The sequence below is a fragment of the Halopseudomonas sp. Lyrl_26 genome (genome assembly GCF_051948695.1).
GTDB lineage: Bacteria > Pseudomonadota > Gammaproteobacteria > Pseudomonadales > Pseudomonadaceae > Halopseudomonas > Halopseudomonas formosensis.
Map to the genome: position 1 here is coordinate 564,182 of NZ_JAYJLH010000001.1, position 12,660 is coordinate 576,841.

The 12,660-nt window shown below is 60.1% G+C and carries 7 protein-coding genes and 2 pseudogenes; 6 read left to right on the forward strand and 3 right to left on the reverse strand.

The window, feature by feature from the left end:
* Positions 1-149 precede the first annotated feature (149 nt).
* Positions 150-1,154: pseudogene (tssI, locus tag VF673_RS02775) on the forward strand (type VI secretion system tip protein TssI/VgrG); the annotation flags it as partial.
* Here the strand turns inward: tssI (VF673_RS02775) and VF673_RS02780 are convergent.
* Positions 1,147-2,448 (reverse strand): DDE-type integrase/transposase/recombinase, encoded by a 1,302-nt coding sequence (locus VF673_RS02780; protein WP_440290784.1) that lies wholly within the window; start codon positions 2,446-2,448, stop codon positions 1,147-1,149. The pseudogene tssI (VF673_RS02775) and the gene VF673_RS02780 overlap by 8 nt on opposite strands.
* Before the next feature lie 49 nt (positions 2,449-2,497).
* Here VF673_RS02780 and tssI (VF673_RS02785) point away from each other — a divergent pair.
* From tssI (VF673_RS02785) to VF673_RS02805, 5 genes and pseudogenes are all read left to right on the forward strand, one after another.
* Positions 2,498-3,601: pseudogene (tssI, locus tag VF673_RS02785) on the forward strand (type VI secretion system tip protein TssI/VgrG); the annotation flags it as partial.
* A 2-nt stretch (positions 3,602-3,603) separates the two neighbouring features.
* Positions 3,604-4,461: a DUF4123 domain-containing protein gene (locus VF673_RS02790; RefSeq protein ID WP_440290785.1), complete on the forward strand. Its 858-nt coding sequence runs from the start codon at positions 3,604-3,606 to the stop codon at positions 4,459-4,461.
* Positions 4,458-7,052: a toxin VasX gene (locus VF673_RS02795; RefSeq protein ID WP_440290786.1), complete on the forward strand. Its 2,595-nt coding sequence runs from the start codon at positions 4,458-4,460 to the stop codon at positions 7,050-7,052. Before VF673_RS02790 ends, VF673_RS02795 begins: the two co-directional genes overlap by 4 nt.
* A gap of 17 nt (positions 7,053-7,069) precedes the next feature.
* Positions 7,070-7,723 carry a hypothetical protein gene (locus VF673_RS02800; RefSeq protein WP_440290787.1) on the forward strand — a complete coding sequence of 218 codons (654 nt, stop codon included), beginning with the start codon at positions 7,070-7,072 and terminating at the stop codon, positions 7,721-7,723.
* The gene (locus VF673_RS02805; protein WP_440290788.1) at positions 7,720-8,697 is read left to right on the forward strand and encodes a hypothetical protein; all 978 of its coding nucleotides are present in this window, start codon (positions 7,720-7,722) and stop codon (positions 8,695-8,697) included. The genes VF673_RS02800 and VF673_RS02805 overlap by 4 nt, the downstream gene beginning before the upstream one ends.
* Before the next feature lie 145 nt (positions 8,698-8,842).
* Here VF673_RS02805 and VF673_RS02810 read toward each other — a convergent pair whose 3' ends face one another.
* Together VF673_RS02810 and VF673_RS02815 are read right to left on the reverse strand one after the other, a co-directional pair.
* A complete protein-coding gene (locus tag VF673_RS02810; protein WP_440290789.1) occupies positions 8,843-10,870 on the reverse strand; it encodes an AsmA family protein in 2,028 nt (675 codons plus the stop codon).
* Between the two features lie 147 nt (positions 10,871-11,017).
* The gene (locus tag VF673_RS02815) at positions 11,018-12,451 is read right to left on the reverse strand and encodes an aldehyde dehydrogenase family protein (RefSeq protein ID WP_440290790.1); all 1,434 of its coding nucleotides are present in this window, start codon (positions 12,449-12,451) and stop codon (positions 11,018-11,020) included.
* Positions 12,452-12,660 lie beyond the last annotated feature (209 nt).

Here is a 12,660-nt window from a genome sequence, read left to right on the forward strand (position 1 = left end):
AAGAAGGGGTTTCGTGAAAACGAAGCCCCTTTTTTCATGGGTGGTCGATAATGCCGACTCGCTCACAGCGAGACGGGGCACGATAGGGAATAATGCCCGGGCCGTAGTTCGCTGTAACGGCAACACCGTTACTGAACAAGGACCTGCGGATGTTCTCCCCCGCCAATGAAGCCCACTTCACCCTGGACCTGCCCGGCCTCGAGCACGACTTCCGGGTGCTGTCGTTCCGCGCTCACGAAGCCATCAGCCAGTGCTACCGCATCGAACTGCAGCTGGTCAGTGACCAGCCGGACCTGGATCTGGAGGCCCTGCTGCAGCGCAATGCCTGGCTGGGTATTCAGCATGGCGAAGGCGAGGGCACCGGACTGCACGGCCTGATTCACCACGCCGCCATCGGCGAGTCCGGCAAACGCATGACCCGCTACCGGCTGGAGCTGGTACCGCACCTGCATTACCTGTCCCTGCGCCACAACCAGCGCATCTTCCAGCACCTGACGGTGCCCCAGATCATCAGCCGGGTACTGGCCGACCACGGCATCCAGAGCGATGCCTTCCAATTCCAGCTGGGCAGCGAGTATCCCGAGCGCGACTACTGCACCCAGTACGACGAGACCGACCTGCACTTCATCCAGCGCCTGTGCGAGGAAGAGGGCATCCACTACCACTTCCGCCACAGCCCGGACGGCCATCACCTGGTGTTCGGCGACGACCAGACGGTGTTCCCGCGCCTGGCGCCCACCGGCTTTGATCAGGGCAACGGCATGGTCGCCGATGAGCCGGTGATCAAGCGCTTCGGCGTCCGCCTGGAAACCCGCACCAGCCGCGTCACCCGCCGCGACTACGACCACCAGAAGGCCCGCCTGCTGCTGGAAAGCCAGGCCCGCGGTGAACAGCTGCCCGACCTGGAAGACTACGACTATCCCGGCCGCTTCACCGACCGCAGCCGCGGCAAGCACCTGGCCCAGCGCAGCCTAGAACGCCACCGCAGCGACTACCGCCAGGCTACCGGCCACAGCGACCAGCCAACCCTGCGCAGCGGCCACTTCCTCGAACTGCAAGGCCACCCAAGAACCAACTGGAACGACCTCTGGCTGATCACCGAACTCCACCACGAAGGCAAACAGCCGCAGGTGCTGGAAGAGTCAATCACCAACACCGAATTATCATCCACCACCGGTTTGTGCAACCGGAACATGGGTAACACTTTAAACCGGGAACATGGGTTACACCTCTCCCCCCCGCGTGCCACTGGCACGCGGGCTCTAATCGCGATGTCCTGAGGTTGATATAGCCGAGCAGGTGGAAGCTGTAGCGCACCTCCAGCCGATCACCCTCGATTTCTCTCAACCCCACTCGGTGCTGAGCCAGCAGCTCGCTCAGATAGATCAGCTGTCCTCTGCACTTGATCTCACCGTTCTGCCTCACGCTTCTTACCTGCTGGTCTGCGGCATATTCGATTGGCCGCAAGACTGGCGAGTAGATCCGCTGCGAAGGCTGATAGGCGCTGGCAGGCGTCTGTCGGTTCAGAGCTTCATGACTGCGTTGTTCATTAAACTCTTGCCGGAATGCCTGTAGCGCGGCTTGTTGCGTCCTTGTATCAGCCCCTCTCAACTCTCCACCTATGGCTCGATTCAGCGAGCCATGCATCCGTTCGTGGCGGGCGTTCTGGGTCGGGGTGCCCGGTCTGGTGCGGTGCACGCGAATACCCAGTTCCACCCACCACTTCGACAGCCTGGTCAATCCGCCCGCGCCTCGGCTGGCGAACGGGGATCCGTTATCCGACAATATGCCTTCGGGCAGCCCGTGCTCATGAAAGGCCCATTCCAGAGCGGGTCGCGCCAGGGCATAGCTGGTTGCCGATACTGCCTGGCAGCCCAGCAGATAGCGGCTGGCGTTATCTGTAAGCGTCAGCGGGTAACACCAGCTCCCATCCGCCGTCGGATACTGGCCCTTGTAGTCGATGCTCCACAGCGCATTGGGCCGGTTGCCCATCTCAAACGGCTGCGGGTCTGCAGGATAAGGCCGCCTGTACCGCCGCTTCCTGACCAGCCCAGCTGCCTTGAGAATCTCGCCGGCCGTACTGTCAGCCGGCCAGTTAACGCCCGGCTGTTCCACACGCAGCAGGTCCACCACCTTCTTCGGTCCGAAGCTGGGATGAGCCCGCTTGGTTGCCACAATGCGCTCGGCAACCTCCTCCGAGACAGTGTGCGGACAGTTATGGGGAGCGCGGGATCGCTCCTCCAGCCCGGCACCGCCCTGTTCCTCGTAACGCCTGATCCACTTGTACACCGTCTTGCGGCTCAGGTTATAACCGCGGGCCAACTCGCTTACGCTGTACTCATCCCGCAGCCAGTCGGCAATCAGTTTCACCTTCAGATCCATTACACAAGTCTCTTGCCAGGGCATGGGCTGGTCCTCCTTGCCCATACCGTAACTTGTGTAACCCATGTTGCCGGTCTGATCTGTTACCTATGTTGCCGGTTTGCACAGTTTTACCCCCTCTCCCCTCGCGGGAGAGGGCTGGGGAGAGGGGGAAAAGTCCTGGACTAAGGAGGACCCCACCTTCACCCAAGGCTACCGCAACCACTTCCAGGCCACCCCCTGGGACACCCCGCACCGCCCAGCCCTGCGCCATCCCAAGCCCCGGGTGCTGGGCCAGCAGACCGCGGTGGTCACCGGCCCTGCCGGCGAAGAAATCCACTGCGACGACCAGGGCCGGATCAAGGTCCAGTTCCACTGGGACCGCGAAGGTCAGGCCGATGCCCACACCAGCTGCTGGTTGCGGGTGGCCAGCAGCTGGGCCGGCAACCACTGGGGCAGCGTGACCATCCCGCGCATCGGCATGGAAGTACTGGTCAGTTTTCTGGAAGGCGACCCGGACCAGCCATTGGTCTCCGGCTGTCTGTACAACAGTGCCCATCCGGTGCCCTACGAGCTGCCGGCACACAAGACCCGCAGCCTGTTCAAGAGCCTGAGCAGTCCCGGCGGCAACGGCTTCAACGAACTGCGCATCGAGGACAAGGCCGGCGAGGAGCAGATCTTCATCCACGCCCAGCGCGACTGGGATCAGAACATCCAGCACGACCAGCGTATCCGCGTCGGCAACGAACGGCACGAACGCATCGAGGCCAATCGTTACACCGAGAACCTGGCCGAAGAGCACCACCGCACCCACGCCGACCGCAGGACCGAGATCAAGGCTGATGACCATCTGACCATCGGCGGAAGCCAGCATCTTCAGGCCGGCGTCGCCCAGCTGACCAAAGCCGGGCGCGAGATACATCTGAAGGCCGGGCAGAAAATGGTGATCGAAGCGGATAGCGAGCTGACACTCAGCGCAGGAGGCAGCTTTATCCGCATCACGCCGGCTGGGGTGACGGTCGTGGGGCCGACCATTCGGCAGAATGCAGGAGGGCGTCCGGGGCAGGGGAGTGGCAGCCAGCCAGTGTTGCCTGATGAGGTTCATAAAGCAGAAGGCGAGCAGGCCGGGGAATTGCTCACCCCCGTCAGCCCAGCCGTTGCCCTGCAGCGGCTGGCACTCAAGCGGGCAGCAGCGAACGCCATGGCTGTGTGCGAAGTCTGCACGGCAGGAGAGCTCTGAACATGCTGACAACGACGAAACACTACCTCCTGCTGGACGGTGCGCAGATAGACGACCTCATCCAGATAATCTACCAACTGGAACCCGCCCCCGAGTTTAGTCGCCTCTATGACGGGACCCGTTACGCTGAGCTGGCGGATGCAGGCCCGATATTGATTGCCACCAACCGTGGCAGCTTGCTGAACCAATATTTCGAAAAGCAATGGTATATGACTGCCGGCGTAGCTCTTGCCAGTCGTGCGCCCATTGATGAGCTGGTACAGCATCTTTCCAGTCTTGTGCACGTCAGCGTAAGCGGTGGGGTAACAGTCCTGTTTCGCTACTACGACCCTCGCATCCTGCACCTCTGGCTGACGGATATGAGTGACGAGCAACGTGACAGCGCCCTTGGCCCGGTTGAGCAGGTTCGGCTTTGGGGCGGGGCCGGCTGGCAGGACTTCCATAGCTCCGCTTCAACTGACGCCCAATGCTATGCCGACACACCCTGGCTGCAGCTCAACTCCGACCAACTGGCCGGTTTGAACCAGGCCAAGCAGCACGCCTTCGCACAGAAACTACTGGAACATGTGGATACGTGGTTTCCCGAATGTCTCGCCAATCTAGGAACTGACGAGCGTGACGATTGGGTCAGAATCTGTTGCGCCAGGGCTAATGAATATGGCTTCAGTGCAGCAGCTGACATCGTGCGCTGGGCCGGTCTGATGGCCCTGTGCGGACGGGACTTCCCGGAACGTGGCGAACATGCGAACTACCGCGCGCTGTTACAGCAACCGGGCATATTGCCGGCAGAGAAACTTGACGCCATCAGACTTGAAGCCCAGCGGCAGGCGTTGAGCCATAGCAAGGAAAGCATTGCATGACTACTGACAGACAACAGCAGGCTCTCAATCTGGAACGAGCTGACCAGGCAGCTCAACGGGAGTTTGCGATTGACGCTCTCGAGAGCCCGGTAGCAAGCTGCCCAGCGCGCGAAGGCGAGATATTCATTGTGCCTACCCGTTATGCACTGGTAGAGGACGCGGTCGACGATGCTTACCTGCAACCCGGCTACTCCACATGGAGCCATCCCATAGCTGTACGACGGCTACGGCCTGGCTACCTGTATGTCTGGCAGGGAGAAGGTCCGCTCAGGCGCTTCGCCATCACCCCAGGCAGCCAGTTGCTGGAGCAGCCCCTCGGTGCGCCACATACACAGGTCAAGACAGGGCAGCAGGCCGGGTTGGCCCTGGATAAACATCTGCCGCTGGGCATTCTGTATACAGAAGTCCCTCTGTCCGAGGCAACCTGTAACCTGCTGGCAGAATCCGCGGGCGAGCGCGGCAGAAGAATGCAGATAATCAGCTTGCCGAAGGTGGCAGTGGAACTGGAGACTACCCATTGCCCGTCACTGGATAAAGCCGAAGAGCTGATACCTGAGCTGGTCCCGGCGATCCGCAACCGCATCATAGCCTACGAGTTTCGAGCTAATCGTGGAGCATACGAGCAGAGTCAGCAGGCGGTCGCCCGGCATATGCAGGAATATCCTTCTCCGGAGCGTGTGCAAGCCCATATCAACACCACGCTCTGGCTTCAGGACCTCCAGCGTGTTTCAGCCGAAGTAAAGGAAGATATTTCGCATCGTCCGGGCTACTGGAGCAGCGAGGCATGGGACCCCCAGCGCTCTGATGCCTGGCTCAGGCAGGCGCGGCAGCAGGCGGGAGGCCTGCATGCAGTCATGGTCATAGTGGACGATATCCTCGGCATGCTCCGTGATCTGAACCACGAGCAGGCCAGAACCACCGAGATGGAAGAGCAGTGGAACGAGCTCAACGGTCATAAGGGCCTGATGGCAGGCTTCATCAACAGCCTGCGCCACGAAGACAGCGCAGAGCTGGCCGGTATCATCAATTACCGATACCGCGACGTGGATATGCAGCTCACGCCTGAGCAAGGCGAGTTGTTGCTACAGGCTCAGCGTGATCTGCAACCTACTCTGGATGAAGAAACCGAGATAAATCACAACCTGCGCCGCACTGAAGGGCACGCCGCAGCGGATGCCCGTCTGCGTGAGGTACATATCCGGCAAGAAGCAATCTATCAACCGGTTCGCAGCTTTATTCCGGCGCAGCTGCAAGGCCACATCCAGGGGCTGGTGATCAACTACCGCGCTGGCAAGCTGCGCAACATGAGCGACAGCCGCTCTGGCGCGCAGATAGCCAAGCACGTGCGGCTGGCCGAGATGGAGGACTGGATCAAAAATGTAGCCAACCCTCACCGGGAATGGCTGGCCAGCCGACGCGAGGCCCTGTATCAAGATACCCACACCCTGCTAGTACAACACGAACGAGGCAGCTGGTATGCGGACTATGCCGACCGGGTGCATTGCGAATGGCTGAGCGAACTGGCGCTCAATACCCTGAGTGAACTCTGCACTCTTGCCCCCGGTGTCAAGATCGCCACAGACCTGTTGCGCAGTCCGACACCGGCAAAGCCCCTCTCGCTGGTGGCATCGGCCTTTACACCTGAACTGTCCGAACTGGTTGACCTGTCCGAACGGCTTGCCGAAATAGAAGCTGTCCTCAGCGCCGACAACCAAGAACTGGCCGGCATCCTCATCGGCCGTCTGGCCGGCTCCGAAAAACTCAACTGGTTACGGAGCCTGGGCGGCAATGACGGCCATGACTGGGGGCGCGCAGTAAGCCGCCTCGGTGCAGCCTTCGCTGAACTGGAAGCCGAACATCTCAAGGATGCCAGCGCACCAGCCGCCATCCAGCATTTTCCCAAGCCGCTATTGACGCTGATGCTGGCACTCAAGGTCTCCGGCGACTTCGCAATCAGATCAACCCGAACCGGCTACCAACTCACAGGCCCGGCCGGCAAGGCAATCTGGGACTGGAGCCACCAGGCCGCTGAGCGGTTGCGACTGGGACTGGTCAGACAGCTGGAACCAATTCAGGCGCTTAACGCCTACGGAGGTGCGTTGTCGCTCGCAGCTCTGCTACTTCATGGGGTGAATCTGCTGGCGTTGCGGAGTCGAGATGAGCTGCGTGAGCATGATGCTGTGCGGGGGGCGGAGCATCTTAATACATGGTTCAACATCGCTGCTGCGATGACTGCGGTGACGCAGAACGCGGCTTATACAAGAGGAACTATAGAAAAAGGTTTCTTTGGGGCACGATTACCATTAATTACTTTATTGGGTACATTTGCGGGTGCTTTCGCTGCGGCTGCTGGTTTTTCCGAATTGGCCCAGCTAATGAATGAGCAGCGAAAGGCAAACTCATACTGGTCAAAAGACGAATGGGGTCGACTGGCCAGAGGCGCAGGCCAGAGGCGCAGGCCAGAGGCGCAGGCCAGACCGCGTTGGCGGGCTCCTATGCAACTATGGGCGGTTATGCGACCTACATGTATCTGGTTGGTCGCTGGGATGCGGCACGAGCCACGTCTTGGTTTATGCGAACCACGAGTTTAGTAGGTTGGGGAGTCCTGTTGATTGAAGGTCTATATCTTGCTTGGCGTCACTTCACTCATCGTACCGAAATGCAGCGTTTTCTAGAGCAATGTTGTTGGGGTAACAATCGACGCTGGACGGAGACAGAGGAAGATCAGGTTAAGGAACTGCATGCCCTGATCAACATGCTGTTCAAACCCCAGCTAAAAGTACAAACCCGCCTCGTTTCACATACTCGCGGGAATCACAGCTCTTTGAGATCTGAACCTAGCAAGCTAAGTCTCGTGCTGCCGGGTGCAGATCCTGAAGCGACCCGCCTTGGTATCGTTCTTGCCGCGGTTGGCCCGAACCAGTCTATCAGAAATATCACCCCATCCTGGGAAGACGATTTGGAATGCAAGTGGCTGCCAATAGAAGAGGGGATGGGGCTCAAAATCGTAGGAAAAGTTGCGAAGCTGTCCGAAACGGAACATCTAGAGGTACGAGTTCTATATTATTCCCCTCTGGCTTTAATGACAGGTTCGGCCACCGAAGGCAGTCCAGTAGTGGGCGGTAAAATGGGAGTGCGTTATCTGATCAAAGGCGGGAAGATTACCGTACACAGTAATGAGGATGGCCCGTTGCCCAGCGACAAAATGCTGATTGAACAGCCTGTATCCAATAAAAAGCTGCAACCGGAGAGAACTGCATGACTCAGCAGGTAGGCGCTGTAAAGACAGGTCTGTTATGGAAACAGGAGCACCTTTCTCCGCTGCCTATCCCTACCGGTGAGCCGGCCGCTGATGTACTGGGTATGATCTGGCGCAAAAACGAGACCTATCTAGACATCGGTAGTCTTTCATTATCAGCGGGTTGGGTGACCTTACACTCCTTGTCTGTGTTCTTTGCGGGGTTAACTGTATATATGCTGTTTTTCGGCTTCCGATATGACACATATATCGGGTTCTGGCTGTCGCTGATAACAGGCAGCGTAATGATGGGCTTTCTGTGGCAGGGCTATATCAAAGCCTACCGCCGCCCACTAATGCCACCCCTGCGCTTCCACCGCCAACGCCGCGAAGTCCGCATCGTCACCCCAGAGGGAGAGGAGTGGACAGTACCCTGGGAGCGGGTACATGCCATCGCTCCCAGCGCGACCATGATCGGTCAGTTCGGTGCTGCCAAGATGGGTGGACTGCTGTTGTGGTTTCCGTACAAGCATCAGATTGACGAACCCTTTCATATGAACAAGGAAGGCTGGGCCATCATGGTCAGCCCGGGGCCGGGTATCGCGGCCATGCGCCAGTGGGAATGCATCCGCAGCTTTATGGAAGTAGGACCTGAAGCAGTACCAGAACCCACAGACGTCCAGGATAAAAGCCTGCGAGATATCTTTACTGAAGAGTTTCACAAGGCTCGGCAGCACCACGGGCTTCTTCTGACCTTGTTATGGGACGTGGGTATAGGCCAGGTTCTCTTCAACCCGATGGTCTACCACTGGCTGCACAAGAAGAAATTCGCCGTCATCCCCGACCTCACCAGCCCCGAGTCCATCGCCTGGTCCCAGCCCTTACCGCCGGAACAATGGGCCAAACGCTCTCCGGAGCTGGAAGCAGCCGTTGTCGAACGGGAGAAGGACCTTGAGGCTGCCGCAACCGGCAAGCTCGCCTCATCAGAAGCTGCTTGATCCAGAGGAGCAACGGCTGAGCATGAGTCGGGGCAGGCGAGCAGCATTGGCATCAGTTAAAGGCGATGCCTCGCTGAGAGCGTAATCCGGCGCGATCGGGGAATACCTTGTACGGCCTTCCAGAGCCCCCCCCGCGCAAAACTCATCACCGACTGTCACGTGTACGCTCCAGCAAGGCCTGACACTGACTGTCCTGCTCGCCGCTGGGAGCAATCAGCGCCAGCAGGCCGGCGGCTGGCGTCAGAGCGCCCAATGCCAGCATGCCGGTGCCGCGCAGGGCCAGGGGGCCAGCGTGGACACCCGGACTGGGGTCGGCGAAGGTGCCGCGTACGTACAGTGGTGAGCGCAGGGAGAAGATGCGCAATCCCTTGGATTCCGGAACGATATCCAGATCCAGTTCCTCGGTGGCAAAATTGACCGTGCCATCCACCTCGATCAATGCATTCTCGGTGTCGATGACGAAGATCGGCGTGGTCATGCTGCCCTTGTCGAACCTGAGGTCGGCCACGGCGCAATGGATCTGGATCTCCTCGTCGCCGAACATCCTGGCGATCAGGTAGTTGGCAACGTTCAGTCCGGCTATCTCCATCAGGCTGCGACTGACAGTACCGTCGTTGATCACCAACTGCATCTGGCCGTCCGCGCTGCCCAGCAGCGCGGCGACCGAGTTGCCGGTGCCGGTCAAGTCGGCATCGCCATTGAGTTCCCCCAGACTGGTCTGCATGGGCTCGAAGTCCGGTACCAGATCCTTGAGTCTGAGACCGCGGGCCTTGACGCGGGCTTTGCCCTGCAGTGGGGTGTTTGCGCCGTTCAGCGCGATATCGGCCTCCAGCGTGCCGCCGGCCATGCCGAACTTCAAGGGCGTCAGATTCAACTGTCCATTCTCCAGTTGCACCCGGGCGTCCAGGTCGGAGATCGGCAGTTCTTCGTTGTGTACTATGCGCTTGCCTCTGACACGCACATCCGCATCCATGGTCTGCCAGCGCTCGGTACGGAACTCCTCCACGGGCAGGACCTTGCCTGCGGGTTGTCTGGCGTCGCTGCCCCGGGCCTGCTTCTGCTCGTTGGAGTCGGCACCGATCAGCGGGGCCAGATCGCTGAACAGCAACTGCTTGGATACCAGGCTGCCGGAGAGGCGTGGCCGGGGCTCTCTGGCCACATAGGTCAGGTCACCATGAATGTCGCTGTCGCCGATACGTCCGTTGAAATCCCGATAGTGATAGGTGGCGCCATTCTCGCCCTTCAGCTCAGCGCTGAGCTGGCCGTCGGTGGAGTAGGGCGGCGTGTCCGGCAGGGTTACTCCGGTGAGAGGATAGAGATTACTCAGGCTGGTCCCGGACAGCTTCAGCTGCAGGTCCAGAGCACCCAGATTCCGTGGGTCGGTCAGCGTACCGCTTATCTGGATGCGTGTTGAACCGGCACGTACGTCCGCTTCCAGTGGAAACGGCTGATCGGCATCCTGAAGCGCCAGAACGCCGCCAGCCTTGCCTTCTCCCTCCACCTGCTGCCCCTGATAACGTCCGCTGGCTCGCCAGGCGAAGGCATGCTCGGTAGAGCCGGTTGCCTGCGCCGTTCCGACCAGCTCGTCGAACTCCATGGGTTCGCCCAGGGGCTCGATATGCGCCTCCAGCCTCAGTTCGCTGACCGCGTCGTCAATGGTGACCTGCCCCTGATCAAAAGCTATGGTGCCTATATCCAGAATCCAGGCTGATTGCTCATCCTCATTCTGTTCTTCCCTGCCCAGATCAAAGGTCCAGTTGGCGCGCCCATCGGCCAGTCGTTGCAGGCTGGCTTCGGGCTGCTGCAGGCTGATATGCGGGATGCGAACGGTTCGTGTCAGTAGCGCGAGCAGTGACACTTGCATTTCGGCGCGCTGCAGACTGACAAAGGTATCCCCCTCAGCCCAGTCCGGGTTGCCCATGCGCAACTGCTCGGCGGCAATGATCGGCCAGGGGATCCAGCCGCGCCACCCGGATGCGCCTGGGTAGCGGCGCCAGTCCACCGACAGGTCACCCTCGATGGCGAAGGGCCTATCCAGGGCCTCGGAGGCCTTTTCGTTGATGATGGGTCGGAGTCGATTCCAGTCGAACAGCAGTACGGCAAGCACCAACGCCGCCAGCAGCAGAATGATCCCGCTCGCCACCCAGATGAAAACTCGATGAACCCGCGCCATATCCGATAACCCTGACTGAGGATGTCATGGGTTCTGACCAGCAAACGCCGCCGGTGGTGCCCCTTTTCTGAGCAACGGGGAATCGGGAGGGGAAGAGGAAGAGACAAGTGAAGGCCGGTGCGGCGAGCGCCGCACCGGCTGCGGGGATCAACCTTCGGCGTAGTAACCGAAAATGGATTTCACCTCGAGGAAGTCTTCGAAGCCGTAATGACCCCATTCGCGACCGTTGCCCGACTCCTTGTAGCCACCGAAGGGCGCGTCGTTGTCCAGAGGGGCACCGTTGAGATGGACCATGCCGGTGCGAATCTGACGGGCGACATTGCGCGCGCGTTCCAGATCAGCGGAGGAGACGTAGCCGGACAGCCCGTAGCGGGTGTCATTGGCGATGCGGATGGCGTCAGCCTCATCCTCGTAGCCGATGATCGACAGCACGGGTCCGAAGATCTCCTCACGGGCGATGGTCATGTCGTTGGTGACATGGCTGAACACGGTGGGCTTGACGTAATAGCCGCGATCCAGCCCCTCGGGACGACCGGTACCGCCGACCACCAGACGGGCGCCTTCCTCAATGCCCTTGGCAATCAGGTCCTGGATCTTGTTCCACTGGGCCTTGGACACGACCGGGCCCATGGTGGTGTCAGGGGCATCGGGAGCGCCGGCCTTGACCTTGGCGGCTACCGCCTTGGCGATCTCTGCTACCTCATCCATGCGGCTGTTGGGTACCAGCATGCGGGTCGGGGCGTTACAGGACTGCCCGGTGTTGTTCATGCAGGACATTACCCCGTGGGCGACCATCTTCTCGAAGTTCACATCGTCGAGCAGGATATTGGCGGACTTGCCACCCAGTTCCAGTGCCACCCGCTTGATGGTCTCGGCGCCGTTCTTCATTACCTGGCGGCCAGCGCCGGTAGAGCCGGTAAAGGACATCATGTCGATATCCGGATGGGCGGACATGGCCGCACCCACGGTCGGGCCATCGCCATTGACCAGGTTGAACACCCCGGCGGGCACGCCAGCCTCGTCCAGCACTTCGGCCAGCAGCAGGGCAGACAGGGGCGCCACTTCAGAGGGCTTGAGCACCATGGTGCAGCCGGTAGCCAGGGCCGGGGCGATCTTGCAGGCAAGCTGGTTGATCGGCCAGTTCCAGGGGGTGATAAGACCGCAGACACCGATCGGTTCCTTTACCACCAGGGTGTTGCCGATACGCTCCTCGAACTCGAAATGCTTGAGGGCCTTGAGGGCAGCGGCAAAATGGCCGGTACCGGAGGGGGCCTGAGCGTATTTCGACAGCTTGGCAGGCGCGCCCATTTCCAGGGTGATGGCCCGGGCGAATTCGTCGCTGCGGCGCTGATAGATTTCCAGGATGCGTTCCAGCAGGGCAATGCGCTCCTCGCGGCTGGTGCGTGAGTAACTCTCGAACGCAGCGCGAGCCGCCGCCACCGCAGCGTTGACGTCCTCGACGCCGCCCAGGGCGATGGTGGCAACGACCTCCTCGGTCGCCGGGTTGATCACATCAACGGTGTCGTTTGTGCTGGGCTCGACCCACTGGCCGTTGATGTAGAATTGTTTTTCGTGGCTCATTGGTTACTCCTGATGGGACATATTCCTGAAGTGGGTGAAAGATACACGCAAATGCTCTTTGTATCAGCTGTTTTACCCAAATGTGATCAAGAAGAACACGCCGGCGCTTCGACTTCAAGCGTCGGCCTGTACGCTCTATACTATGCCGCCGCAGCGGTCGCCCGGAAGGGTGGCTCTATGGGCTTAATAGTTGACTAAAATGGTTGGAT